Source organism: Brasilonema sennae CENA114, from assembly GCF_006968745.1.
In the GTDB taxonomy this organism is placed as follows: Bacteria; Cyanobacteriota; Cyanobacteriia; order Cyanobacteriales; family Nostocaceae; genus Brasilonema; species Brasilonema sennae.
Window position 1 is genome coordinate 967,644 of sequence record NZ_CP030118.1, and the last position, 24,277, is coordinate 991,920.

The window sequence follows — 24,277 nt, forward strand, 5'->3', positions numbered from 1 at the left end:
GATCACGCTGACTTTGGAGTGTTACTTAATATCAAATGAAGTTTTTGTACTAAGTTTGTTAGAGTCAGATGTCGCAATGCGGATAGTCGGTGAATCTGTCAAAATAGCAATAATGCCAGTACGACCAGTCTCTAACGTAGCATCACTTAAGAGTTCTATCACTGTAACATTCAAAGTTTCTTCAATCAATGCCTTGAGTTGTGGCCCAATTGCATCATCCAAATCTGAGCGAACTTCCTCGGCTAATTCTTGGTTACCTGTTTTAAGCAGCAATTTTTCTGGTTTAGTGATAGAATTTTCTATGATAATTACGACATTCTGATCCGATAGTTGACAAGTGATTTTGCTAGGCTGATGACCGAGCTGGTCACGATACAAGGCTTGAATACGTTGTGCTAAAGTTCTTTCTACTTGACCGCGAGTAGGTGTAGGTGTAGTCATGTGCTTATTGTTTTTCCAAGAGATTTAGACCACCAGCGACAAGTCAAAAAGTGATGTTATAAGCTATTAGTTACTTAACTTCTCAGGCGTCACTCAGATTTGGGGTTGACAAACTAGGGACATTCACTCTTTACTCTTTGAGTTGTCAATAGTAGTATAACTTTACTAGAAAATCTAGTAAACTCGGGAATCCCGAACTATTGAGAACATTATATTGGTCAAAATTTCTAAAAATCACCTTCCAAATGCAGTATTTCCCATCGCTGTTAATGTAAAGTTTTGTCAACCTATCGGCATAAAACTTAATATATATCCCCGTAAAGTGCGATCGCACATCACAGGGAGTAAGCAACTTAGAAATGAAAATAGCTTAACTAGGACTTACGCACGAGTTACTAATGAACTTGATTGTGAGATTACTTCCTGATGTCGCAATGACACAACTACGTGATTTTGCGTAAGTCCTGTGAAGCTTATTTCGGCAGACGTACAGTAAATAGACTGCCTTTACCAAGTTCAGAAAAAACGTCAATTGTTCCCTTATGTGATTCAATGATACGCTGCGACAGATGCAATCCCAAGCCACTGCCAGCACGCTTATTTTTACCCTGACGAAACCGCTCAAAAATTGTTGCTTGATCTTCCGGAGCGATGCCAAATCCTGTATCTTGGACTTCAATGATCACCCAAGTATTACCTTCAGGTCCGACAGGTGTTTCAGATACACGAATGTTGACACTTCCTGTATCTGTAAATTTAATGGCATTTCCAACTAAATTGGCTGTGACTCGTCGTAATTCTGAGCGATCGCCTTTAACCACACCTGCTGTTTCGTCTTTTTGATCTAAGTTGCTAGAGTCTATATTGATAGTTAACCCCTTCTCAAGCACCAGAGGAGTGAGTTCTTGAACAATTTCTTCTACGATTTGCCGCAGATTGCAGGTTTCAAGTTGCAGATTTTTTTTACCTGCCTCAAAGCGGTAGACTTCTAGGAGGTTGTTCACCATTTCCAACAAGTTCTGGTTGCTGCGAATCATGGCGAATATCGCCTCTTTCATGTCTGGCGAAATAGCACAAAAGAGTTCTTGATGAAACAAATGAAGCATCCGATCTGCGGCTACTAGCGGGGTTCGCAAATCGTGAGTCAGACGTGAAACAAAGTCCTCTCGTTGGCGTGCCATTTTTCGTTGTTCATCAATACTGTGCTTGAGGCGTAGCATTGATCGTACTCTTGCCAGTAACTCTTCATGATCGAATGGTTTGCGAATAAAATCATCTGCTCCTGCATCTAAGCCTTCGACAACACTCGCATCATGGTAGGCTGTTATCAACAGTATAGGAATGTATGATATTTCTCGATTTTGACGAATGCGGCGTGTCACTTCATAGCCATCCATTTCTGGCATCATGACATCTAGTAAAATTAAGTCTGGTGGATCTTGGGCAATTTGCTCCAGAGCATGCATACCATTGGAGATTAACTCAACTTTATACCCTTCACTCTCTAAAATTGTTTCAAGTAAGATCAGATTATCGGGATTATCATCAACAGCAAGTATATATTCGACTTGAGAATTGTCTTGTGCTAGCATAACCATTTATTTTAACAAGCTAAACCTGTACATAGGCTGGATCAGCCCAACCATCCCCCAAACTTAAGTTTGGGGGAGAACGTTAATTATCTCTACTGTTACTGTGTGCACCTTCAGTAGCAAAACAAGGAATTGCTTGCTGTCTCCAAAAATGTTTTCTGGCTGAAGCATGAGTAAAGTTTGATGTTCCATCTGAAGCTTCTTGGCTTGAGGATGATATATGACGTGGTAGTTGAATCCGAAAGACTGAATGATTATTCAACTGACTTTCCACGCTGATGTTACCACCCATCGTTTGCAGCAACGCTTTGATCATTGGCAAACCCACACCTGTACCAGAATATTTGCGAGTCAGACTTTGATCCACTTGGCGAAACGGTTCAAAAATCTTTTGTAAATCCGCAGGAGCAATACCTATGCCAGTATCATGAACTGCAATCTCCACTTTTAGTTCTGGCAGTTCCTTCACTTCAACTTTTATACAGCCAGACTCTGTAAACTTGATGGCGTTTGAAAGCAGGTTGGTTAAAATCTGCCGTATACGTGTTGGATCATTGAACATCAAAGAGTTTTGCAAGTCCATTTGAATGAATAAAGACAGATTTTTCTCCTGTGCTAGAGAACGCATCTCTTCCACAGTAGCATTGACCACCTTTGATAAATCAAATATTTCTGGTTTGAAATCTAACCTTCCTGCCTCTAGCTTAGAAAAGTCAATAACTTGGTTCAGCAGCATCAGCAAGTGCTTAGCATTACTGAGGATACGCTCTAGCATATCTTTTTGCTGATGTGTTAGTTGACCAAACTTAGGACGTAACAATAGCTGAGAAAACCCAATGATCGCATTCATCGGAGTCCGTAACTCATGAGATATTGTTGCTAGAAACTGCGACTTGAGGTGTGATGCTTCGATGAGTCTGATGTTTTGTAACTCTATATGTTGTCGCTGTACTTCTAGTTCCTGGTTTTGACGAATCAGAAGTTCATTGCTTTGGTGCAGTTGTTGATTCACTAAGGCGACTTGCATTTCTGCTCGGTGAACGCGGATCGCATTGCGCAAAAGCTTTAGCAAAATTTCTGATGACAAACTCGATGACTTGGATATATAATCAGCAGCACCTGCTTTCATCAATTCAACTGCTATCTGTTCATCTTCATCACTTGTCAAAACGATAACAGGCACTTCGATATTGTTTAAACGCAGGTTTTGGAGTAGACTTAAACCGTCTTGGTCTGGTAAACAATAGTCGAGAAAGACGCAATCATACAAAGTATCACTCAAAATAGCGATCGCACTTCTTAAGTCACCCACCTCAGATACTTCCATTTCAACGCCTGTTTTGCTGAGGATACAACGCACTGCCATCCGGTCTACTTCATCATCATCTATAATTAAAATCTTTAGTTTTTCTTTCATTGTTTTTAGCCATCGCCATTAAATAAATTGTTTTTATTCTTATGATTTCTTATGTCTTGGCAGCAGACGTATAACGTTGAAATTATTTTATATTTTATGGTTGCTGTCGGATGTAACATAATCAACATTTGATAACTAGCAACGACTAATTACTCATCTCAAACTTCAAATTCCGGAAAAAAATTGGTAACTGATGGCATTTTGCACAATGTCCAATATTTCTTTAGTGTTGTCATGAGATTAATAAAGCTATTGAAACTCGCGATACATTGAGCTTAGAAGTCTCTACACCCCTTTATCCTAGTTTGAAGTTATCATAACTACCACATAAGTTGTTTTCCAAAGAGGATGGCAACGTCATTTTTAAAGTAGCTCTATCCCTCCCATTTCAAGCATATTCAAATCTAGCAAAATTCAAGGTTACTTTACAGAATTTTTTCGATTAATTCTTATTGCTAGTAGTTCTATTTGATTGGCAGCAACAAAAAGTGGGTTTGTAACCTTAATTTGTTTGAAGGCTAGTTTGAAATTCATAATATCAACTTCGTCATCCTCCACAAGTAGTATGTTATTCATTTGTTTGACCTAAATGATTTTAGATTTTAGATTTTAAATTTTAAATTTTAGATTGGGGTTAGTCGGTACAAGCCTCGTCCTTTTAGGACGAAATTAATTCTTCAATCCCAAATCCGCTCATCTTCAAGCTCCTCACCTTTAGGGTGGAGTCAATCCAAAATCCCAAATCCAAAATCCAAAATTGGCTGACATATTCTTTGATTTCATACAATCTGTTTTACGTATATTCCAGTTTATTTCTATAAATCACCAGAATTTAAGATGACAGATGAGCTGAAATTCATTCACTCATTCTGTAAAGACAAACGATCAATGACAAAAGGTTAGCTTAATGGAAAACATGCAATTTAAATGAATTGCAACTTATTTGCCTGTAATCAAATGTCGTTTGAAATCTAAAATGTTATGCTTTGCGACGAGAGCGTGCCCTATTTCCTACAAAATATGTAGGGGTAGCACAGTGAATGTAAGTGCGTACGGGCGCTCAGCATCTCAAAATTTAACGCAAAACTGGGATTTATGTCCTTAGGGATGCCTTGGCACATCTGACGATATTCACCCTTGGCGTGCGTAAAGCGCTAACGCCAGCGATTTGGGTTCGGGTTACCCTCACAGAAGTTTGCATCGCACACCGAAGTTCTAACCACCGGGAGTAGCTACTCAGACTTCAAGGGAAGCCAGAGGAACAAACAAAACTATTGGCAGGACTAATCTGACTTTGCTCCACTTGATTCTGACAAAATGATACTTTTGAGATATGCTGTAGGTTTGTCATTGCAGTAAGCACAACAACAAACACGACTCACAGGCATAACAATAATTGTTTGTGTGGAAATCAGAACAAAACCGTAGTCTAATAACGCACTTAGTATTTTTCAGTACAATTATAAATTGACACTCAAACACCTGCCTTCAGCCATTAGTCAGAACTATATATGACAAGACAATTGAGTTTAGGTGCTGCCAACTCGTGATTCTGCTAGCAAGCCGTTGGTGAGATCTTCCATTTGACGTACTCGCCTGCCGCTTCATTTTCCATGAGCCTTGGATGGACAACCCGACAACAATGTCTACTCGTAAAACCCGAGATCTGGATGTATTTTTGCGCCCTTACCAAAAAATTTGAATCAAACTAGTTAAAAGGATACGCCGCAAAAATACAAGGGTTGTCCATCCTTGTCGAGGGTTTGCCCAACCCAACAGGTGGTAGTGTGGCTGTTGACTGAGTATACTTAGAATTTTTCGTCCATAAAAGGCTTTTTTTTGTCAATCAACTTTAACAATGATTTTATAAAAAAAATCATTTGTTGTTATTTATTCGTTTTAGACTGGTAACAAATAACTAACTCTAACTTACTGATCAGGAAAAATACAAACTGTTGTTAAAGCTCATAAGTTTTATGCGTCTAGTCAATTGATGATCCATCATCACAAGGAGTACTAGTGGACATTTGCAAAATTATCCGACTATATTTGAAATTTTTTGAGAAATTACCCATATTTCCCAAACAAGATATTTGTCTGTATAAAATAGCAAGAAGAGAAAAAACTCCTTCTTTCTATCGGTGGATGCAAGTTTGATAAAATATCATCTATCTTTGGTTTTGGAAAATAAAAAAAACAATCTGCAAAATGTCAGATATTGACAGATGCAATCTCCTAAAGTAAAGAGTGTAACTATGAGTGAAATTAGTATTGTTTTAATTGAGGATCATGATCTGACTAGAATGGGGCTAAAGGCTGCATTACAGTCGAGCAACACACTTAGAGTTATAGGTGAAGCTCCAAATGGAACAAAAGGACTAAAACTTTTGGAAACAGCTAAGCCAGATGTAGCTGTTGTGGATATTGGTTTACCCGATATTGATGGAATTGAACTCACCCGAAGATTTAGAGAGTTCCAAAAACAGACGGGTGATTCAGCAACCAAAATCCTTGTTTTAACGATGGATCATTCAGAAGATGCAGTACTTGCGGCTTTTGCAGCTGGAGCTGACTCTTATTATATGAAGGATACAAGTATAGATAAGTTGACCGAAGCAATTCAAGCAACTCACACAGGGAACTCCTGGATTGATCCGGCGATCGCCAACGTGGTATTGCAGCAAATGCGGCAAGGTATTCCAGAAAATCAGCCATCTGAACTGCCTAAAACTGTCAAAATCGAAGCGCTGCCATCAGAATACGAGCAAGTTTTAGAAACTTATCCACTCACACAACGAGAACTGGAGATTCTAGAGTTAATAGTAGCAGGATGTAGTAACGGACAGATTGCTGAGAGACTATACATCACAGTTGGTACCGTGAAAACCCACGTTCGCAACATCCTAAATAAACTTTGTGCCGATGATCGTACCCAAGCTGCAGTTCGAGCTTTACGTTCCGGTCTAGTGGCATAAAGCATACGCTATCTTGGATTATCTACGGTCAATTATCATATTAGCCCAGTCTAAATCACACACTCAGCACCCTACTTTCAAGAGGAAATGCACTGTAGAGTTTTGCCAATCATACTCACAATCTAACATGCGATTGAATGATTAACAGTGGTTCAAACAGTTTCACTGTCTACTTTGCACTTCCTCTAACGTGCGTGCTATGTTTCATCTTCTTGAGTCGTGAAACAATCTAGATCCTGAAGTTGAGCACAAACTCTTTGAAACAAAAAACATTGTATTGCTCTACACTATACAATGAGATTGGCTGATCTTTAAGAAATAGATGTAGTGTCTTAACGAAAGGCAAGTCATCTAGGACTACTATTTGATTTTTGACGAAGCTAGGTACACTTCAAGAGCCTTTTTTCCTGTTAAGCGTTAAGCGTTAAGCGTTCCCTCCCTACGCAAACAATTTCACACTCATCAAACCTGATTCCTATACTAGAATTTCTTACAGTTATCTCTTACGATAGAACAGTTATTGCACTTGCGATAGAAGAGCAAGTCAAGTTTAGATTGATAACATATATAGTATAGTTATCAATTTGAAATATAGAGTTATGAACATTATTGCTTGGGTAGTTCTTGGTATCATCGCTGGAGCAATAGCTAAGGCTATTTATCCTGGTACTCAAGGTGGTGGAATTCTCGCCACAATTGTCTTAGGTATTGTCGGAGCTTTTGTTGGGGGTAGTCTCGTTACCTTTTTACAAACCGGAACCCTTTCCCTAACTGCAGCTACCTTAAGTATTCCTGGTTTGGTTGTTGCTGTGATTGGAGCAATGATTGCTATCTTCATTTGGGGCTTAATTACTCGTAGGAGTGCTGTTTAAATTAATGACAGTGAAAACAATGGTTAGAGCCAATTTATTAGGACTAACCTTTTTTGTTTTAAATTACTAAAAAACTCCACTGCAAATGAAACAGTGGAGTTTTTGACTTCGTAAAACCTTTAGTTAATTAACGACGTTACCTAGTTGGATGACAAAAGGGATATAGTATTCTATAAATTTTTCTTCAGTTCGTCTTTGATGTTTTCAGCAGTGTGTCTAACTTGAGCTTCTGCTTGCTTTGCTTTACCCTCAGCTTTTTGTTTTGGGTCTCCTGTTATATTACCAATTACCTCTTGAATTTTACCTTCGATATTTTTCGCTGTTGCTTCTATTCTGTTCTCAGCACTTCTGTCCTCAGTACTCATATGACACCTCTAGTTTTAGGTATTATGTGCGTCTATAAGATAGAATATCAGACTTACTTTTTATGTGTACCTATCTTAAGAAAGATATTGGGTATACACAAAAAGCAGTTTTTTTTAAAATCTCATACCAAAAGAGTATTTTAGATATATTCAGTCAAGTATTTATGACTAACAAACTATGAGTATCGGAAGAAAGCGCCGGAAAAATGTCTGGAAAAACGAGATTAATGACATTATTCGGGGTGCTTGTGGAGGCTTTTTATTTGGTATCCCTTTGCTGTACACAATGGAGGTTTGGTGGATAGGATCACTGGCAAAACCATCAATGATCATGTTGGCGATCGCCTTGATGTTTCTGGTAGTTTTCTTGCTGAACCGGACAGAAGGTTTTCGTAGAAGCAAACGAAACTCTCCACCCTATGGATCACTCACAGATACTATAGAAGCAATGGGAATTGGATTGGTTTGCTCCGCCTTCATGCTGCTGTTAATGCAAGAACTAACACCTGAAACTTCGATGAAGGAAGCTTTGGGTAAAATCGTCTTTGAAGGTGTACCATTTACCTTAGGCGTGGCATTGGCAAACCAGTTATTAGGAGACACTCGTGATGGTGATGGGCAAGGGCGAATAGGTGATTCAACAAGCGACGGAAGCCGAAGGAAACCAGATGAGTTACACGCTACCTTTGCCGATGTAGGTGCAACCTTGATTGGTGCAACTGTCATTGCATTTAACATCGCGCCAACAGACGAAATTCCTATGCTAGCAGCAGCGGTAACACCGCTCTGGCTTTTGGCAATTATTGCGACGTCTATACTTATTTCCTATGGCGTTGTGTTTCAGGCAGGTTTTTCAGATCAGCAAAAGCGCAGACAGCAACAAGGAATTTTTCAAAGACCATCTAGTGAAACTATTATGGCATACTTAGTGTCGCTAGTAGCAGCAGCTTTTATGCTGTGGTTCTTTCAAAAGGTAACCTTTAGCGATCCCTGGACAATTTGGCTGGAATACACTTTGCTGCTGGGATTACCTGCGAGTATCGGAGGTGCAGCAGGACGGTTAGCAGTATGAGTCAAGCAAATGAATCTAATGATCACAAAAAAGAACAACAGCAACCGAAAAGAACACTTGCAGAATGGGTAACTTTCGGTGCTGCTTCATTGATCCTGGCAGTTATTGTGAGTTTGGTAGGCTATACTTGGCTCAACGAAAAACATCAACCTCCTGTCCTTGGTGTTAGTAACAAGACAATTCGGGAAGCTGATGGACAATTTTATATTCCTTTCGAGGTAGTTAATACTGGAGGAGAAACAGCCGAATCTGTTCAGGTTATGGCCCAGTTGGAAATTAACGGCGAAGTAAAAGAAACGGGGGATATACAGATTGACTTTTTATCTAGTGGTGAAAAAGAACGAGGAGCGTTTATCTTTAAGCGTGATCCGCGCCAAGGTCAGTTAACAATAAGAGTGACTAGTTATAAATTACCTTGAAAAGTAGGTTAAACTCAAGAGTCAAAAGTCTAGAGTATTTTACTCATGACTAATGACTCATAACTATTTGCTAAACAGTTGTTTTTGCCTTTGACCAGACACCATTTTCATCTTCATCATATTGTTGATGAATAGTTTCCCAGGCTGCTTGTTCAGCCTTAGATTCATCATTTGTCTCTTTTATTGCAGTGTTATAACGTTCAATGAATGTACTCTGAGCTTCAGCAGAAAGATGAGAGCGAATTTCTGGAGATAAATCCTCTGGACCGTTGCAGCCAGCAGTACAAGCACGAGGTAGCGCTTGTTCAATTGTGTTGACTTCTTCACCACCAGCACTTTCAATCAGGATTTGGTATTCTCCAGAGCGATCGCCAGGCACTTCTGCCATCAGTAAGAACTCACCAGCCTCTAAGCGGGTTTGGTAAACTGCTGCTTTGTCTTCTGGCATTCCCAATGTGGTCAAAACAGATACTAAACCTGCGCCTGCACTTCCGGCGATCGCACCACTTGCAGCTCCTAACAGCACTGCACCAATCGGCCCTGCTGCGACAATTGGACCGACAAAAGGAATAAACAGTACGCCTACACCTGTGAGCAAGCTGAGGAAGGAACCGAATAAGGAACCAAAGATTGCTCCGCTTCTCAAGCCTCCCAGTATGACATCTCTTTTGCTAATAAAACCAGCAATTCGGGTTTCTGATTGAAAATTTCTGCCCATAACCGAAATATGGTCTCTGGACACACCCCGGTCTAATAAACGCCGAATAACGTCATCGACTTGCTTCTGTTCTTTAAAAACAGCTGAGATAGTACGCTCTGCCTTATATGCTTCCACCACTTGAAGACTCCTTTTTGTTTTTCCAGTTGACAGACTGAGGGGTAGATGCTCTTAATTTATTCATACCTCAATCTGCCAATTTAAACTCACACCTTAGGTTTAACAATTATTACTCAGGGACGGAGCGAGCGTATCTTACCTCTATCTAACAATCTGCCCTCAAAGCCGCAGGCTGTCTGACGATACGTCGCAAAACTCTTCACTGATTTGTGCTAAATCTGCCAACACAAATTACACGCCTACAGGAGTTTTTGTTTGTCCTATTGCCTGTGAACCATCTGACTGTAGCTCTTGCCCTTCAATAAATGAGCGCAGCATCCAAGCCATCTGTTCATGCCCTTCCATCAATCCAGTTAGGAAGTCAGCAGTTCCCTCGTCATGGAATTTCTCACTCGACTGATCTATATGCTCCCGCAAGTTGCGAATTACCTGCTCATGGTCTTCCACTAGTCGACTGACCATACCAGTTGCTGTGGGAACGGTACCACCTTCTTCCTTGAGACTGGCAACTTTGAGAAATCCTTCCATTGTGCCAATAGGATAACCGCCCAAAGCACGTACCCGTTCAGCTACAGAATCGATATTTTCAGTCAGTACTTGGTAGTGCTCTTCCCAAAGCTGGTGAAGGGAGCGGAATTGAGGCCCGACCACGTCCCAGTGGAACTTTTTAGTTTTTACTAACAGAAGATAGGCATCTGCCAAATCTTTGTTCAACAGATCAATTACACCTTGACGCTGTTCATCTGTCAAACCAATGTTTAACTTGCGCATAACTTTAAGTCCCTTAGCTCGCTTCTTCATTAACCTTTACAAATTAAACTCGTACCATCATCAATCTAAGGAAAGATTGTTTTTTCTAACTAAATATAAATAGACATCTCAATATACAAATCGAGATGTCTACCCAATGGTGAAATCAAAAATGAATTGCTCAAAACCCCAGAACATTGAGCAACAATTATTTGTTACACCCAATTTTAAAAACTACACCTTGGTTTAATGAAAAGGTATGGAAAGTAAGAAATATTGCTTACTTCTTACCTGTGATTTTTTCCAAAAAACTCTCAACTTTATCTTCTGCTGAAACTGCACTCTGGGAATTCTCAGGACGATTCATTTTATTCAAATCTGCAGCTCCCTGAACTTCGTTCAGTCCCTCGTTTGCTTTTCTTGTTGTCTCTTCCAATCCAAGAGGTGGTTTTGCAGTAGCTTTGTCAGTTTCCTTCTGAGTTTCTAGTAGCTGATCAGTAGCTTTTTGCGGACTGCTCTGTTTGGTACCAATTGCAGCAGCAGGAAACGCATTAGAGAAAATCAGCAAGGCACAAGTGAATACAACAATAAGAAAGCGTACGGGACGCAACACAGATAAACCAAAACTAATATTCTTCATTGAAACTCCTCCAAAGTAATCGTTATCCAAAATACACGCGTAGTTTTAAACATTGGCAGGGTAGCATTATAGACGCAGCCTGTCATGAATCTTCGATACACTATAGCTTACCTGATTTGGTATCTATCGAAAAAGTTTTGAGCAGTGGTTGCAAACCAATCTTAACTTTTAAAGAAAAGCCTCTGCTTTAACTTAGCCCAACAAGAGTGTCAAAAAGTAGCTGTACTTGTGTCTTTCAAAGCTTGATTGCAACCACCATTTCAATTTCGTCAAGATTCAGCCTCATACTTTTTCTACTTTCAATACCACAAAGATGAATCGTCCTGTGGGCTGAAATCTTTTTTTAGATTAAATTATCTATGATCAATCTACAGATAGATAAATTTTTTACTTTTTTGGGAAGTGAAGCAATAATGGTTTGGTGGATTAGCTGTGAATTATTCTTAATATACTAATTATTTTTACAATTAACAAAATGTAAGAATTCAGGTGTTTAAAACCTAGTCACAGAGCCAGTTTCAAAATAGACTTTGGCTTATTAATATACCTTTAGTCGCAATAAAGTACGAAAATATAGGCGTCATGTAATTTTTATTGAGAATATGAAGTTTCACATGGCGTTTTTTGGGGTACGGCATACTGTTCAGATTCAAGTATTAGAGGTTAGGAAAGGTTGCCAGTATATCAGTATTAGATTGGAGTAATTTGCTACATATGATATTTTAAGACAAATCAGCAAAGCGCTTTATTGGTAGTTGCTCCCCCACCAAAATCACTGCTGGCAACGCACTATCTCTTGTTAACTCTTGACATAACCTTTAATCAGCATGATTTTTTAGTTAGAAGCTCCTGCCAAAGGAAAAATGATTTCATCCAAAGTTTTCAGTAATTCTTGCTCATTGTAGGGTTTGGAGAAGTAGGCTCTAGCACCTAATTGCATTGCTAATTGACGATGTTTATCGCTACTGCGAGAGGTTAGCATAGCGACTGGTATATTTCTAAAGTCAGTATTTGATTTGATCCGACCTAAAAAGCCATAACCGTCAACACGAGGCATTTCAATATCACAAATAACAGCCTGAACTCTTAAACCACCCTGAAGTTTTTCGAGTGCATCTTGACCATCTTTAGCTTGCTCTACTTGATACCCTCCTTTTTCTAGAGTCAGGGCTAAGAAGCGCCGGACATTAATTGAGTCATCTACAATTAAAACGGTACCTTTTTCATTAATTGGCAGCAGTGATTGGTCATCAGCTGGCGTCAGGAAAACGGTCTTTAACCTTGGCGATGGTAGTTGATTTGTTTTAGGCGTGCGTTGGTTGGTAACAATCCAGTAAAGTAACTCGCTGGCATTGACCAGTGGGACTACCCGACCATCACCCAGAATCGTACAGTTGTTAAAGCCACTGGGTAAAGGTATATTTCCTTCAACTTGACGGATAGCAACTTCTTGCTCACCCCAACAACGATCTACTTGCACCGCCACTGGTTGATTGCCTTGGTTGACGATAAGTATACTAGCAGCATTAATTGCAGGGGGAGTTTCTAAATTCGGGTTGTCGTAGCGGGGGCAATTAAACTCTAAATGCCGACCCAGACGAACCAACGGTAACATGTTTCCTTGCCAATTAAGGACTTCGCTGGTTGCCATTGTGAACACTTGCTCATGATTCAGCAAGAATATTTCTGAAACCACATCTGTGGGAAATGCTAAAAGCATTCGGTTGCTTTCTATTAGTAGGACTCTTGCTACTGACAGTGTAAACGGCACTGATATAGTATAAGTCGTCCCTTTGCCTGCTACCGTATCAACTTTGATATCTCCCCGTACTTGTTTGAGGTTACTGCGAACCACATCCATACCAACACCGCGACCGGACAAGGCTGTGACTTGCTCAGAGGTGCTAAATCCTGGCTCAAAAATCAGCGATAGCAGTTCTTCATCAGTAGCTTGTGCTATTAGACTAGGCTCTAACCCCATAGCTATAGCACGAGTACGGATTTTGTCTAATGGAATCCCACGTCCATCATCTCTGAGAGTAATGATTGTGCGATTGTCTTGATGTGTGCCTTTAATCTCAATTAATCCTTGTTCTGACTTACCGGAGGCGCGACGTGTTTCTGGATCTTCCATACCATGATCGAAGGCATTTCGCAACATATGCATCAAAGGCTCATTTAAAGCCTCCAAGATGTTACGTTCAATTAAGACACCAGCACCCTCAATTTTCAGTTGGACGTTTTTGCCGTACTCTACACACAGGTCGCGCAAAGCCCTGGGAAAGCGATCAACAATATCAGATAGCGGACGCATCCGTACTTGAGTCAGCTTTCTTTGCAACTGCTTGGATGTTTTGGTGAGTTTGCGGGCAAATAAATCTGTATCGTCAAGACCGAGTTGAATGTCACTTGTGACTTCTTGGACTTGAACGATGGTTTCCATCACTTCTTGAGATAGCAGGTTTAATTCGTTATAGCTATCCATTTCTAGAGAATCAAACCGGCGTTGTGTCTGGTTGTCATCGCCAAATCCGATGAAATCGTCCACGTTTTGACTCGGTGGCAATGCCAGGAATGGAACACTAGATGACATTACACTCTGAGTTGATATCCTGTCATAAGCTGTACGTAATTGCTGATTTTCCCTGCCGAGAACTTGCACTCGCTGATTCAAATTACGAATCAGTTTGCGTAACCTTTCAAGTTGTAGATTTAATCCGTTGCGTTGAATAATCAGTTCCCCGAACAAATCATTAATTTGCTCAAGTTGCTTGCTAGGAACTCGAACTGTATTTTCCTGAGGTTCACTCTTATTGTTGTTACCAACAGTTTGTTCGGCTTTCGGTTCAACAAATTTGTAATTTGTTGTGGGAATTTCTTGAGCAACAACTGGTTCCGGATTTTGTGGCACTTCAACTTGAGCGTTACTCTCATCCGCAAAAGCTGCCTCTAAAGCTTCAAAATCAGCTGCAATGATTTGACGATCCAACCAAGTTTCTTGTGTTTCCTCTGATTGCAGAATGTCTGTTTCAAAAACTTCTGTTTCTGGATCTAGCAGGGGTGCTACTTCTACTTGTAGCAGTTCTGTTTGAGTATATGCTGCAGCTTCAAAAGCCAAATCCTCTAGCTGAATTTCTGTTGGTAAGCTATCTAGTTGATTTGTCATCACCAACGCTTGCGATCGCCGCCATGCTTCCAATGCCACACGGGCAACTGTTTCAATCTCAGAGGAAGGAGCTGCTTCTAAGTGGTTTGCCACTGATTCGCAAAGTTGAGTAAAAGCTGGTAATTGCAGCATTTCACCCAAACCACCTAACTCAGCTGCCATAATCGCAACTTCTTCTTTTAAACAAGGTTGTTCGCTATCTGCCAACACGGATTCTAAGCGTTGCAAACATCCTTCTACTTCTGTCTGAAACAGTAAAGGAATGATGTCTTGCCCATCTTCGGGAGACAGCATAGTTGCTGCATCCTCAGGAGTTGGATCACCCAAACGCGCATGCAGTTCTTCAAAAACTGGATAACAGAAAGTCGATAACCACTCCTCCTCTATAACATTGCCTTCTGATAAAAATTCCACTATCTGACGTAGCCAATCTACTCCAGATAACAATAAACTTTGTAACTCCGTGTTAATTTCTAAAGAGTTTTTTCTAGTTTTTAAAACTTTAAAGGAATCTTCCAGACGGTGAGCCAAATCACTCAGGGCGCGAAATCCCATCATGCCTGCACCACCTTTAATTGAGTGGGCAGCTCTAAGTGCGGCATTGATTTTTTCTAGAGAAATACGACTGTTGGTATTGAGTTCCAGCAATATCCCTTCGAGGGTATTCAGGTAATCAGTCGCTTCCTCCAGAAACTGCATCTGGATTTCTAATTCTTTGTCTTGTGACATAATATTTGCTATCAGTCATGAGTCATGAGTCATTAGTACTTACGAGGCAGTGCGCCCTTGCGGGTCACCCGCGTTGTAGCATCAGCCGTTCATTAGTCATTGATCAGTTAGACACAAATGACATGGACGCCACGGCAGTTACTCAAGTAGTGAAACTATGTACGACAGTCGCCTATCTTCGAGCTTACCTTCCAAAAAGCGGTGCCTCACCCTGGTTCTGCCTGTGTAGGGCGTCTTTCGGTAGAGTTAGACACAAAACTGATGACTAATTCACCTTGAAAGTACCAACAGTCGCTTGCAATTGCTGGGAAATCTCCACTGTTTCGTGCAATGATTGGGAAACCCTCATAGAAGAATCGCTTGTGCGTTGTGAGCTAGCAGCAATATCTTTCATCAATTGGCTGACTGTTTGCGAAGTTTGCGCCTGTGATGCTGTGGCGGTCGAAATCGACTGCACCAAAACGTCTATCTGACGTGAAATCTCCAAAATCTGAGCTAGATTTTGCTTGGCATCTTCGACAATGCGTGTGCCTTCGACAACAGTGGTGGTTCCCATCTCCATCGCTTGCACAACTTCAGTTGTTTCGCGTTGGATGTTCTCGACTATTTGTTCAATTTCTGTGGTGGCGGCGGCACTGCGGGCTGCTAATTCCCCGACTTCCTCTGCCACAACAGCAAAACCTTGACCTTCTTCTCCTGCACGTGCGGCTTCGATTCCAGCGTTGATCGCCAGCAAGTTGGTTTGCATGGAAATCTGATTAATTAATGCTACTACACGCGAGATTTGTTGGGTTGATTCTCCCAAGCGCTTGACTTTCTTGGCGGTTTCGCCGACTGTTTCACGCAAATACAAGATGTTTTGGACTGTCATATCCATTGCTACGCCGCTCTTTTTGGCAGTTTGGGCGGCGCTATTGGCAATGCTCGCTGCTTGCTGGGCGCTATATGCGACTTGTTGAATCGATTGGCTCATGTCATCAACTGCATAGAGTGTGCGGTTGATTTCTTCGGCTTGAACCAGTGCTTCCTCTGTCAGTTCACCGATTGCTCCAGAGTTTGTCCAGATCGCCTGATTCACCTGGGTAGCAGTTTGTTGAACTTGAGTTACAATCAAGCGCAAACTTTCAACGATAGAGTTAAAAAAGTCAGCAACTGTGCCAATTTCTCCTGCTGTTACTTCAGCACGCACTGTTAAGTCACCACTGGCTGCACCTTCTACTTCACTAAGAAGTTCCAGAAGTTGCGTTTGTAGAGTTTCTTTTTGTTGGCGTTCGTCTTGTGATACTGTTTCTGCTACTTGCCGTGCTTTTTCTACCTCTTCAAGAAGTTGGGCTTGCTCTAGAGCATAACCAACTTGAGTGGCGAGTTGTCTAAACAAATCTATCTCAGTTTGTTGCCAATTTCGGGGACTGTCACAATGATGAGCAATCATCAAACCTATCAATTGCCCCGCGATAATAATTGGTGCTACCAAATTTGCCTTGACTGCAAATTTCTCCAACATTTTGGTGTAACAAGCTGCATTGCTCAGACTAGCATCTTGATAGATGTTGGATATTGCCCGCACTCGACCATCTTTATAACTTTCTGCATGACGTTCTCGAAAACACGGGTCGTCGATTTCCACGCCTAACATTTTTGGTAAACCAGCTGTGATCGATTCCGCGACTACATTTCCATCCAAGGTTTCTAAGTTGAATTTATAGATGATAACCCTGTCTGTCTTCATTGCTTGACGAACTTCTCTAACAGCTGTTTTATAAATGTCCTCAACTTTTAGGCTTCTACGAGTACGTAGGGTAATATCTGTAAGTAGTTTTGCCCTTTGCGTGTCGAGTTCTTGATCTTTGATTAGCGCTTGGAGTTGCGACGCCATTTGGTTGATGTTATGACTCAAAATGCCGAGTTCGTCTTCTGATTGCACCTCCAAACGGGTATCAAGTTCTCCTAACCCAAGTTTTGCTACTGCTGTAGTTGCTTTGACAATTGGTTGTGTGGTTCGTTTGGCTAACCACACAGCAATCAGGGCGACAATTAATGCTGTCAATCCTGTCCCGACAGCAACTGTTAGTAATAATTGTCTTTGAGGTTCAAATGCAGTTGCTGTATTTGTTGCTAGAATGAATCGCCAGTTCAAATTGGGCAATCCATCTTGCGTTCTGGATGAGTAGCTAACAAGTTGCTGTTGGTTATCAGCTTGATTAACACTAATAAAAGAATCGTCTTTTTTTTGTGCTTGCCGTTGTGCTAAGCTCGGAAAAGTTGCTATGGCACTTCTAGTTATATCTTTATTATCCGTTGCCAAGAAGATTTTTTCGGAACCATCAGTCAGATAGTATTTACGCCCTGATTCTGCATAATTTTTGACGATATTATCTAGAGCTTTTACAGCTATCCTAGCTTTGACTATGGCAAGAGTCTGTCCTGTGCTACGTTTAATAGGTGCTGCGATAATAACCGTTGAATTTCCTGTATTTTTTGTGACTTCTGGTTGACTGATATAAGAACGGTCGTTTTGCCGTACTGCTTTAAAATCCTGACTATTGCTTTGATTGGGAATTGAATTTCCCTGAGATTGTGCAATAACATCACCATTTAAATTAAGTACAGCAATGCTATCATAGACTTTGTAAGTATCTACTTTGTGAGTATCTACAAATTTATCCAGCAATTCTTGTTTCTGTTTTTGAGAAAAAGTGTTGCTAAAATTAGGATCTGTAAAAATTGGTAGACTTGATATAAGTTGAATATTGTTATACCGTTCTATCATGAAACGGTTGACTTTGTCAGCCAGACTATTGGCTTCTGCTTGCTGAATTTGAGTAATTTTATTAGTTAAGGAATTACTGGCCACTAAGTAAGCAAGCGCTCCAATTGCTAAGACTGGAAGTGTACCAATGGCGATCGCAACTAGTGTCGCTTTGGTTCCTAAACTTAACCGCTTCAAAGTTAAAGATGCAGGATATTGTGTATATTTCTCACGTCTTTCAGTATATCCTTTTGTAGGGTTACTTTCATCTGTGAAATCTTCCGATGAAGAAACAGATGATCCATTTTTAGTATCAATCTTCTTCCTAGCTGCATCAGCTTTATTAAACATAAAGATATTCTCCTAAGGTGGTGAATGAACATATGAAAAATCAGTGTTTTCTTTTGAGTACACTCTAATCACAGCGGAGAATAGAAGACTGTACAATTGCTTGTGCATCTAAAACAAGCAACATTTCTTTTTGTTGAAGAACGCAACCACGTAGATAGGGAGTTAAGCTTGATGCAACTTGTCCCATGGGAGAGCGAATCTCATCAGGCAAAAACTTAGTTGTACCTTGTATTTCTTGTACAACTAAGCCTAAAAGGACTGAATCTACCCGGATAATTATCACATTATACATCCGTTGCCTATTATCTAGATATTCAAGATTGAACATCCTTGGTAGATCGATCACCCAAACTATCCGACTGCGCCAGTTTATCAATCCTATGATACAGGCAGGCATATTTGGCATCGATGAAATCGTTTCAGGTGGCACAACAATCGCTTCTTGCGTGTGCCTCATAGGCAGGGTGGCAGCTGTATGTCTATTTAGCCTAAATCTAAGATAGCCATCCCCCAAGCTATTTTGATTTTGTTTTATAGAAAGTGCTAATTTGGATTTATTCATTTGATTCAAATGACCACTGATTTAATAGCTCGTAGGAGCTGCTCCCGAGTGTAAGGCTTTGTAACGTATGCATCAGCGCCTTGTCTCATTGCCCACAATCGGTCAATCTCCTGATTTTTAGAACTGCAAATAACAATTGGCACTTTTTGAGTAACCGGATTCCTCTTAAGAGAACGACACAACTCAAAACCGCTCATTCCTGGCATAACCACATCGGTAACGATAACGTCTGGATTTTGTGATTGTGCTTTTTCTAAAGCTTCCTTTGCACCAGTGGCTTGAATAACGTTATAACCACTTTCTACAAGATAATGGCTCATCAGTTCCAATTCACTTAGAGAATCTTCAACAATCAAAATTGTACCAAGTAAAGTAATACTCACTTATACGTCTCCTTTATCAGTAAATTGTGTTTATCAAAATTTGTGACTCTTCCTATACATTTACCTCAATTATCAATATGTTTAAACACCATTTTCAACAAATCTGATTGAGAAAAAGGCTTCGTCAAATAGCCTGAGGCTCTTACCATTTTTGCTTTTGCTCTGTCTATCAATCCTGTTCTGCCAGTCACCATAATAATAGGGAGATTTTTAAAAGCTGAATGCCTTCGTAACAAAGAACATAGCTCATACCCATCTAAATTTGGCATCTCTACATCTAGCAAAATTAAGTCAGGTTTGCTGCGGAGAATTTGCATCAAAGCTTTAACCGGATCGTTGATCATCACAACAGAAAATGTACTTTCATCCAAAAAGTGCTTGATAGAATTTAATACTGTTGGACTGTCATCTATACAGGCAACTGTGTATGCACTCTTCTCACGAGATTGGTAAGAATCTTTGTTGTTCTTAATATCAGACGTTTCAAAATTATTCCGTTTTGGCAATTCTTCTGCTAGCTTGACTTGATGCCCCATTGGCGCAACCTCAGTGGTAGACTCGAAATGAGAGGCAAGTTGCTTATCAACGGTTGATTGGGTCTGTTGGCGATGGCGTAACTGCTTTTGACAATTTTCTACAAGTAATCTCAAGTCCAAACGACAGAACTTTGGTAGTTCATTTAAGAGAGTTTCACTCTTAAATTCATAACTACCTTGCTTTACTATTAGAAATGACTCCAGTACTTCTCTTGCCAATTCATCTATCAGAACTGCGGCTTGGGGAGGAGTGATGTATTCTTCGTTTACTAACCAGCAAATCGCCTGATAATCTGGTTGTGGTGTTGACTGATGATCTTTATTTTGGTCAAATATCAGTCTTACTCGCATAAGAGATGCACTGTTGAGAGTATGTGTTTGCTGCCTCAAACGCCCCAAAATATTTTCAAGCCGTTCAAACATTTTATCTGAAGAGGCATAAACCAGTTTACCGTCATCTAAATAGATTGACCAAGAAGCCGACTCTGTAAATACTTGTAAGCAGCCTGTAGCACGCCGACTTGTTAATTGTGCTAATAGAGATAGCGGATGTAGTTTCTGAAAAAACTTGTAGCTACCTAGAGGAGTTGTGCTCATTTTGCTTTTACTTAGGCTAAATTCTTGCTAGTGTGAGCTAAATTTATGCAGGGTTTTCCACAAGTCCGTTGAAACGGTTTATAGCTTTTGTTATCAAAAGTACAAAAGTCTAGCCTTAAGATTTGTTGGAAAACTCAGCGGCAGCACCCTTCTATCAAGATAGAAAAAACCTCAGATAACTCGCAAATTCCAGTTAAATTTACTAACTTATACTGAGATTAGCAGACATCTTTACATAACAAGTTAAAAAAATGTAAAGACTAGATGAAGCAAATCACCTCTAAGTAAGCCTTGTTTAATGCCAACCGAGATAATACTGCTTTTTATTGCCAGAGGAACCCTGCTATCTTTAGTACTCGTACCTAAGTATAATACGGTTTTTGGAACCGAGGTAAATCTCAGGTAAATTTTGCTAAAACGACAGTGTTTTTACTTGTAAAGTGTGTAAAGTTAACATAAATATCCGGGTAACAGAACAGTGTCACTGTCTGTTATATACCCCAAAAGTGAAATCTGCCAATCACATTCTTAATACAGCTTTGACATATGTACTTGTATGAATTATAACTAAATGATCAAGAAGAGAAAGAATGAAAAAAAATTGTAATGACTGTTGTGTATAGTGTACTGTCTCAACTGTCATTGTAGCGATTTCTACTTATAGAGATTCTTTTGTAGTACAAAAAAGACATTTAAGACAAGTGCCGTTTTAAAGAAAAATTATAGTCTCCAAACAAAGAGCAAAAAAATCTCTCATATCATTTGACGAAATGCTTGATACAAATAATTTTTCTACAATTATTTCCCCCGGTAAGAGACTACCCTCCACAAGATCCTGCCCATTTGTATCAACCTTAAAGTGATACGGATTATCACCTTTTATTTTTGCTAGATATTTTTATACTTTGATAAATTAATGTTTTCAGTTAGCAGTCTACATATTTCCGACTTTTTGGACAAATTCCTTGTGTATAGAGGCAAATACTGTATATATCTCCTCCACAAGATACCCTGGTTGGACTCGCGTTCGCTTAGCCTGAAGCAGGCATACACTCTCGCGAACGCATTGGTGAGGCGTATCTCACAATATACTTAGCCTCTCCAAAAAATACACGTTTTAGCGTAAACCTTAACAGCACTTCAGGGCAATAGGTTAGCGATCCGCGCTCCCTTGCGATCGCTCTCAGGCTATTCATAGGGGATCATAAAAAACAATTCCCCAACACCCTTAATCAATTCAAAATTGATCAGGGGGATTGGAGAATTAAGACTTACACATAACACGGGTGATAAAAAACACCTGCGAACATAATTACTCAATTACCATTCTTTTATAGTGCGGATGAAAGGACTTGAACCTTCACACCTTGCGGTACTAGAACCTAAATCTAGCGCGTCTGCCAATTCCGCCACATCCGCATCAGTTAGCTACTATATCATAACAAAGTTATGTCTTGCAATATCTAACGCTTAATTATTTCGTGGTTAGTTGTTAGTTGTTTAACTACCTGCTAAGGGGCTTGTGTCGGAATTAGCTAGGTCATCGCAACACGAGGCAAACGGTGCTTAAACCCGCAGAGAATTTCCCAAGAAATTGTATTTAACTGATTTGCCCAATCTTCAGCAGTAATTTGTTCTTTTCCCTCAGTTCCAAGTAGGGTGACGACTTCGCCTTCTTGCACATCTGGTAATGCACTCACATCTAGCATCAACTGATCCATTGTAATTGTGCCAATCTGCGACACCCGTTGACCGCGAATTAAGACTTGCATTTTGTTGGAAAGATTGCGAGGAACTCCATCTGCGTAACCAATTCCCACCACAGCAAGACGGAGTTCATCTGAGGCAATAAATTGATGACTGTAGCTGACGCCAGTTCCAGGAGGAATGGTTTTGACTTGCGTGACTCGTGCTTTGACTTGTAAAACGGGTTTCAAGTCTATGTTTAAGCGAAAATGATCAGCTGGGTAAAGTCCGTATACAGCTAAACCCACACGCACAATATGGTAGTGCAATGCTTTATCGCTCAAGGTAGCAGCTGAATTTGCTAAATGTAGACAAGGCGGTTCTATCCCTACTGTTCTTAGTTGAGCAATCACTTGCTCAAATCGTTGTTGCTGTTGTTTCATTGTTGTAGGGTCCAGACTATCTGCCGTTGCTAAGTGAGAATATATACTAGCGATAGTCAGATGAGGTAAGCGTTCCACAAGCTGAACAAACTCAGCAGCCTCCTGCCAATTTGTTCCTAACCTGGACATTCCCGTGTCTAATTTAACGTGTACAGGGAGTGGAGTCTTACAATTGATGGCTTCTAGAGTATTGGAAAAAACTAAAGCTTGTTTGGGAGATATTAGTGTTGGTTGAAGTTTCCATTGAGCGATCGCATGAATTTGCTCTGGGGTATGGGTTGCACCTAGTATCAAAATTGGAGCTTTAATTCCTGCTTCTCGCAATTGAATTCCTTCGGGAACTGTAGCGACTCCTAACCAACTGGCTCCCGATTCTAACGCAGTTTGGGCGACTGTAACTGCTCCATGTCCATAAGCATCGGCTTTTACCACTGCCATCAGTTGGGTGTGCGCTGACAGTATCCTTAAAACCTGCTTGACGTTGTACGACAATGCTGACAAGTTAATTTCCACCCAAGCACGTTGGGATAACCAGGGGTAGGTATTTGACTCCTGATTAGAGGTTACACTGGACGTTTGCTCGTGGCTCAACATCTTGAATGACTCCTATCACACCAGTCTTTGGCTTCTAAATCATTTAGATCATTCTCACTCCTAGAAGCCTAATCGTGATTAATCAAGAAGTTTACCTCTGATTTCGCAATTGGCACAAGATCATGAACACGAGAATTAGGTAAAAAGGAGAATTCTTTTTAGATCTTGACTTTTTATTATTTGTAGTTTTTACTATTGGGATAGTATAATTTTTTTTCATCACCAAAGCTGAATATAATTGTGTTAATATATGTAAAAATAATAGCCTGAGCGCCTATCAATGGGGAAGGTTTTAGTTTTAAACGCCTCTTACGAACCGCTCAATATCACGAGCTGGCGGCGAGCTGTCGTGTTACTGATTAAAGGCAAAGCAGAGCGAGTAGAGTTTAATAACACGCAACTCTACTTAGACTTTCCGCTTCCGACAGTCATAAGGTTACGCCACTATGTGCGCGTTCCTTATAAGGAGATTCCTTTGACTCGTCGAAATCTACTACATCGCGACAGTCACACTTGTCAGTATTGCGGTTACACAGGCGATGATTTAACTTTGGATCATGTCATTCCACGATCACGTGGAGGCGGCGATACCTGGGAAAATATTGTTACAGCATGTGTCCGCTGCAATGTTAGAAAGGGTAGTCGTACACCCAACGAAGCTCACATGAACTTACGTCATAATCCACGCCGACCTTATAGTAGTCTTTACTTTGAGGTCACCAAGCACCTAAAAAGTGGTACTCACCAAGAATGGCAAAAATACGTTATAGGACTCTGACACCTTCTGCAAAATCTAAACAAGGCAGATAGTTGTCAGTTTTTTTGGCTTTGCTTGATATTTGAGCTTGTTTACAGAGCTTTACATATCTCAACCTAAAAAGCTAACAAAAAAGCAGCAGTTAAGCGGTTTAATTGCCAAGGTCACTTTTGCTAGAATAACACATATCAACACCAAAAACAACAGGGTGCGTTCTAAATCTACCAAAAAATCAGGGGTAGGTATTAAAGGCGTTTTCCTGCCAAGTTAGCAACGATAAGTTCTTGACAAAAAAAGAGGCTCAGAGATAATATGTCATGCTCTGATATTTCTGCAAAGATCG

At 40.3% G+C, this 24,277-nt stretch carries 19 protein-coding genes and 1 tRNA gene; 5 read left to right on the forward strand and 15 right to left on the reverse strand.

The features are described 5' to 3' along the window. Window positions 1–21: 21 nt before the first annotated feature. From DP114_RS04085 to DP114_RS36010, 4 genes are all read right to left on the reverse strand, one after another. Window positions 22–441, reverse strand: coding sequence for a Na-translocating system protein MpsC family protein (locus tag DP114_RS04085; RefSeq protein ID WP_171975512.1), 420 nt, complete (start codon window positions 439–441; stop codon window positions 22–24). Between the two features lie 473 nt (window positions 442–914). After that, window positions 915–2,033: a hybrid sensor histidine kinase/response regulator gene (locus DP114_RS04090; protein WP_169267606.1), complete on the reverse strand. Its 1,119-nt coding sequence runs from the start codon at window positions 2,031–2,033 to the stop codon at window positions 915–917. A gap of 82 nt (window positions 2,034–2,115) precedes the next feature. Next, window positions 2,116–3,450 (reverse strand): ATP-binding response regulator, encoded by a 1,335-nt coding sequence (locus tag DP114_RS04095; RefSeq protein WP_171975513.1) that lies wholly within the window; start codon window positions 3,448–3,450, stop codon window positions 2,116–2,118. Between the two features lie 420 nt (window positions 3,451–3,870). After that, window positions 3,871–4,026 (reverse strand): response regulator, encoded by a 156-nt coding sequence (locus tag DP114_RS36010; RefSeq protein WP_322790692.1) that lies wholly within the window; start codon window positions 4,024–4,026, stop codon window positions 3,871–3,873. 1,679 nt (window positions 4,027–5,705) lie between these two features. Here DP114_RS36010 and DP114_RS04105 point away from each other — a divergent pair. Next, on the forward strand, window positions 5,706–6,425 hold the full coding sequence (locus DP114_RS04105) for a response regulator (RefSeq protein ID WP_169264691.1): 720 nt from the start codon (window positions 5,706–5,708) through the stop codon (window positions 6,423–6,425). Window positions 6,426–7,024: 599 nt separating this feature from the next. Continuing rightward, entirely contained in the window at window positions 7,025–7,297 is a 273-nt protein-coding gene (locus DP114_RS04110) for a GlsB/YeaQ/YmgE family stress response membrane protein (RefSeq protein ID WP_169264690.1), read from the forward strand. A gap of 170 nt (window positions 7,298–7,467) precedes the next feature. Here DP114_RS04110 and DP114_RS04115 read toward each other — a convergent pair whose 3' ends face one another. Beyond that, window positions 7,468–7,662: a CsbD family protein gene (locus DP114_RS04115; RefSeq protein ID WP_169264689.1), complete on the reverse strand. Its 195-nt coding sequence runs from the start codon at window positions 7,660–7,662 to the stop codon at window positions 7,468–7,470. A 178-nt stretch (window positions 7,663–7,840) separates the two neighbouring features. Between DP114_RS04115 and DP114_RS04120 the strand changes: the two genes are divergently transcribed. Together DP114_RS04120 and DP114_RS04125 are read left to right on the forward strand one after the other, a co-directional pair. Beyond that, window positions 7,841–8,734: a TIGR02587 family membrane protein gene (locus tag DP114_RS04120; protein WP_169264688.1), complete on the forward strand. Its 894-nt coding sequence runs from the start codon at window positions 7,841–7,843 to the stop codon at window positions 8,732–8,734. Next, window positions 8,731–9,153 carry a TIGR02588 family protein gene (locus tag DP114_RS04125; protein ID WP_169264687.1) on the forward strand — a complete coding sequence of 141 codons (423 nt, stop codon included), beginning with the start codon at window positions 8,731–8,733 and terminating at the stop codon, window positions 9,151–9,153. The genes DP114_RS04120 and DP114_RS04125 overlap by 4 nt, the downstream gene beginning before the upstream one ends. Before the next feature lie 70 nt (window positions 9,154–9,223). Here the strand turns inward: DP114_RS04125 and DP114_RS04130 are convergent, their stop codons facing one another. From DP114_RS04130 to alr, 10 genes are all read right to left on the reverse strand, one after another. Next, complete coding sequence (locus tag DP114_RS04130) at window positions 9,224–9,991, reverse strand: ChaB family protein (protein WP_169264686.1); 768 nt, start codon at window positions 9,989–9,991, stop codon at window positions 9,224–9,226. A gap of 231 nt (window positions 9,992–10,222) precedes the next feature. Continuing rightward, window positions 10,223–10,762, reverse strand: coding sequence for a Dps family protein (locus DP114_RS04135; protein WP_171975514.1), 540 nt, complete (start codon window positions 10,760–10,762; stop codon window positions 10,223–10,225). 259 nt (window positions 10,763–11,021) lie between these two features. Next, a complete protein-coding gene (locus tag DP114_RS04140; protein ID WP_171975515.1) occupies window positions 11,022–11,381 on the reverse strand; it encodes a hypothetical protein in 360 nt (119 codons plus the stop codon). 835 nt (window positions 11,382–12,216) lie between these two features. Then, window positions 12,217–15,276 (reverse strand): hybrid sensor histidine kinase/response regulator, encoded by a 3,060-nt coding sequence (locus tag DP114_RS04145; RefSeq protein WP_169264683.1) that lies wholly within the window; start codon window positions 15,274–15,276, stop codon window positions 12,217–12,219. Between the two features lie 265 nt (window positions 15,277–15,541). Continuing rightward, the gene (locus DP114_RS04150) at window positions 15,542–18,376 is read right to left on the reverse strand and encodes a methyl-accepting chemotaxis protein (RefSeq protein ID WP_171975516.1); all 2,835 of its coding nucleotides are present in this window, start codon (window positions 18,374–18,376) and stop codon (window positions 15,542–15,544) included. Window positions 18,377–18,440: 64 nt separating this feature from the next. Continuing rightward, entirely contained in the window at window positions 18,441–18,938 is a 498-nt protein-coding gene (locus DP114_RS04155; RefSeq protein WP_169264681.1) for a chemotaxis protein CheW, read from the reverse strand. Window positions 18,939–18,943: 5 nt separating this feature from the next. Then, window positions 18,944–19,321, reverse strand: coding sequence for a response regulator transcription factor (locus DP114_RS04160; protein WP_169264680.1), 378 nt, complete (start codon window positions 19,319–19,321; stop codon window positions 18,944–18,946). 65 nt (window positions 19,322–19,386) lie between these two features. Then, window positions 19,387–20,454: a response regulator gene (locus DP114_RS04165; protein WP_169264679.1), complete on the reverse strand. Its 1,068-nt coding sequence runs from the start codon at window positions 20,452–20,454 to the stop codon at window positions 19,387–19,389. Between the two features lie 1,337 nt (window positions 20,455–21,791). Further along, window positions 21,792–21,873 (reverse strand) — tRNA-Leu (locus tag DP114_RS04170). Between the two features lie 116 nt (window positions 21,874–21,989). Next, on the reverse strand, window positions 21,990–23,177 hold the full coding sequence (gene alr, locus DP114_RS04175; RefSeq protein ID WP_171975517.1) for an alanine racemase: 1,188 nt from the start codon (window positions 23,175–23,177) through the stop codon (window positions 21,990–21,992). Between the two features lie 280 nt (window positions 23,178–23,457). On the opposite strand from alr, the gene DP114_RS04180 reads away from it, so the two are divergent. Continuing rightward, on the forward strand, window positions 23,458–23,955 hold the full coding sequence (locus DP114_RS04180) for an HNH endonuclease (protein WP_169264677.1): 498 nt from the start codon (window positions 23,458–23,460) through the stop codon (window positions 23,953–23,955). Window positions 23,956–24,277 lie beyond the last annotated feature (322 nt).

What these genes read in the sequence shown, in the direction of transcription:
- DP114_RS04085 (WP_171975512.1), bottom strand. Translation starts at nt 441, where the DNA reads ATGACTACACCTACACCTACTCGCGGTCAAGTAGAAAGAACTTTAGCA.
- DP114_RS04090 (WP_169267606.1), bottom strand. Translation starts at nt 2,033, where the DNA reads ATGCTAGCACAAGACAATTCTCAAGTCGAATATATACTTGCTGTTGAT.
- DP114_RS04095 (WP_171975513.1), bottom strand. Translation starts at nt 3,450, where the DNA reads ATGAAAGAAAAACTAAAGATTTTAATTATAGATGATGATGAAGTAGAC.
- DP114_RS36010 (WP_322790692.1), bottom strand. Translation starts at nt 4,026, where the DNA reads ATGAATAACATACTACTTGTGGAGGATGACGAAGTTGATATTATGAAT.
- DP114_RS04105 (WP_169264691.1), top strand. Translation starts at nt 5,706, where the DNA reads ATGAGTGAAATTAGTATTGTTTTAATTGAGGATCATGATCTGACTAGA.
- DP114_RS04110 (WP_169264690.1), top strand. Translation starts at nt 7,025, where the DNA reads ATGAACATTATTGCTTGGGTAGTTCTTGGTATCATCGCTGGAGCAATA.
- DP114_RS04115 (WP_169264689.1), bottom strand. Translation starts at nt 7,662, where the DNA reads ATGAGTACTGAGGACAGAAGTGCTGAGAACAGAATAGAAGCAACAGCG.
- DP114_RS04120 (WP_169264688.1), top strand. Translation starts at nt 7,841, where the DNA reads ATGAGTATCGGAAGAAAGCGCCGGAAAAATGTCTGGAAAAACGAGATT.
- DP114_RS04125 (WP_169264687.1), top strand. Translation starts at nt 8,731, where the DNA reads ATGAGTCAAGCAAATGAATCTAATGATCACAAAAAAGAACAACAGCAA.
- DP114_RS04135 (WP_171975514.1), bottom strand. Translation starts at nt 10,762, where the DNA reads ATGCGCAAGTTAAACATTGGTTTGACAGATGAACAGCGTCAAGGTGTA.
- DP114_RS04140 (WP_171975515.1), bottom strand. Translation starts at nt 11,381, where the DNA reads ATGAAGAATATTAGTTTTGGTTTATCTGTGTTGCGTCCCGTACGCTTT.
- DP114_RS04145 (WP_169264683.1), bottom strand. Translation starts at nt 15,276, where the DNA reads ATGTCACAAGACAAAGAATTAGAAATCCAGATGCAGTTTCTGGAGGAA.
- DP114_RS04150 (WP_171975516.1), bottom strand. Translation starts at nt 18,376, where the DNA reads ATGTTTAATAAAGCTGATGCAGCTAGGAAGAAGATTGATACTAAAAAT.
- DP114_RS04155 (WP_169264681.1), bottom strand. Translation starts at nt 18,938, where the DNA reads ATGAATAAATCCAAATTAGCACTTTCTATAAAACAAAATCAAAATAGC.
- DP114_RS04165 (WP_169264679.1), bottom strand. Translation starts at nt 20,454, where the DNA reads ATGAGCACAACTCCTCTAGGTAGCTACAAGTTTTTTCAGAAACTACAT.
- alr (WP_171975517.1), bottom strand. Translation starts at nt 23,177, where the DNA reads ATGTTGAGCCACGAGCAAACGTCCAGTGTAACCTCTAATCAGGAGTCA.
- DP114_RS04180 (WP_169264677.1), top strand. Translation starts at nt 23,458, where the DNA reads ATGGGGAAGGTTTTAGTTTTAAACGCCTCTTACGAACCGCTCAATATC.